Raw genomic sequence first — 1703 nt, forward strand, 5'->3', positions numbered from 1 at the left:
ATGGACGCCGGGCGCCCCCGGTTCGAGGCCGACCGACGGGAGCGCGAGGAACTCGCCAAGCGGTTCTTCGGCGCCTGATCCGAAAATTTCCTGGTCCTGGGTCAGGCGGCGGGGTTGAGGGTGACGCTGTAGCCGAGCGCCTGCAGCTCGCGCACGTGCTGGCGGACCTTGCGCTCGGGGTTGGCGCGGGCCGCATAGAAGTCCGGGCCGAGGTCGACGAACTGCGCCTGCTCATCGGAGAGCAACGCCCAGATGACGACCAGGATCGATCGGCCGACCGCGACGATCGCCCGCTTCTTGCCACGGCGACGGGCGATGCGCCGGTAGCGCTCGCCGAGGAAGGTGTCGGTACGGGCGGCGCTGACCGCGGCCTCGCCGACGATGCGAGCCAGATACCGGTTGCCCTTGCCGGTGCCGGCGTTGCCCGTGGGTCGGCCGGCGGACTCACTGACACCGGGGGCGAAGCGCGCCCAGGAGGTCAGGTGCGCCGGTGTCGGGAAGCGGCTCATGTCGGTGCCGATCTCGGCCAGGATCATCTGCGCGGCGACCGGCCCCACGCCGGGAATGGCGTCGAGCTTGGCCACGGCCGGAGCCAGGTCGCCCATCTGCGCGTCGATGCGGGCCTGCACGGTGGCGATGTCGGCGGTGATGCCGTCGACCCGGGCCAGCATCTGGGTCAGCAGAAAGGCGTGGTGCTCGGTGAACCGGCCGGTCAGCGCCTCGATCAGCCGGTCGGTCTTGGCCCGCAGCCGGCCGCGGGCCAAGTCTGCCAGCGTCATCGGGTCACGCTCGCCGGCGATCAACGCGGCCATGATGGCCCGGCCGGAGGCGCCGAAGGGGTCGCTGACCACGACCGAGAGCTTGATCAGGGCGTCCTCGAGGAGCTTCTCCACCCGCTGTTTCTCCGCGGTGCGCACGGCGAGCAGGTCGACCCGGTAGCGGGTCAGATCGCGCAACTGCCGGATCGCCGGCGGTGGGACGAAGCTGGGGCGCAGCATCTGCCGCTCGGCGACCTTGCACAGCCAGACCGCATCCAGCCGGTCGGTCTTGGGCCGGCCCGGCAGGTGCTTGACGTCGTGCGCGTTGACCAGCCAGGTCTCGAACCGGTCTTCCAGCAGGTAGAACGGCGCCCGCCAGTAGTCGCTGGTGGCCTCCATCACCACCCGGGTCACTCCCAGGCCGGCCAACCAGTCGCCCAGCCCGAGCAGCGCGGCGGTCATCGTGGAGACGGTGCGGACCTCCTGCATCCGCTGCCGGCCGGGGCCGGGCACCCGGGCGCAGCACACCACCTCGGCCTTGCTCACATCGAGTGCGGCGATCCGTTCGATGATCTCGTCCCGCTCGGCTTCGACCTGCATCGGTCTCGCCTCCGCCCCTTGATACGAACTGGGGCGGCCACCCGTGGGAGCTGCAGGGAACGGTGAATCTGATCCTCGTGCTCGCAGCACACGAAACGGCCCACAGCACAGCTCCCCGCGCCCGACTTCAGAACGGCCTCCATCGACCAGGCGACTACGGCGTCTACGGGCGACCGCGCACCATTTTCAGCCCGGAACGGCTCTCCCCGGCAGGGGCTGCCCGGGACTTCAGGGACGCGGCTGTGGGCCTGCGTTCGCCGTCGCCAGAGAAGGATTGTCAGATGGTGCGCTGCGCCGGCGGTAGCCAGGTGTAGGTGCAGTCTGGTTCCTGTTCCTCGTTGCGCC

1 protein-coding gene is annotated in these 1703 nt (G+C 70.3%); it reads right to left on the reverse strand.

Annotated elements, in window-relative coordinates; genetic code table 11:
* Window positions 1–101: 101 nt before the first annotated feature.
* Window positions 102–1358 (reverse strand): IS110 family transposase, encoded by a 1257-nt coding sequence (locus tag VF542_RS18990; protein ID WP_408653265.1) that lies wholly within the window; start codon window positions 1356–1358, stop codon window positions 102–104.
* Window positions 1359–1703 lie beyond the last annotated feature (345 nt).

The organism is Jatrophihabitans sp. (assembly GCF_036389215.1).
Lineage (GTDB): Bacteria > Actinomycetota > Actinomycetes > Mycobacteriales > Jatrophihabitantaceae > Jatrophihabitans_A.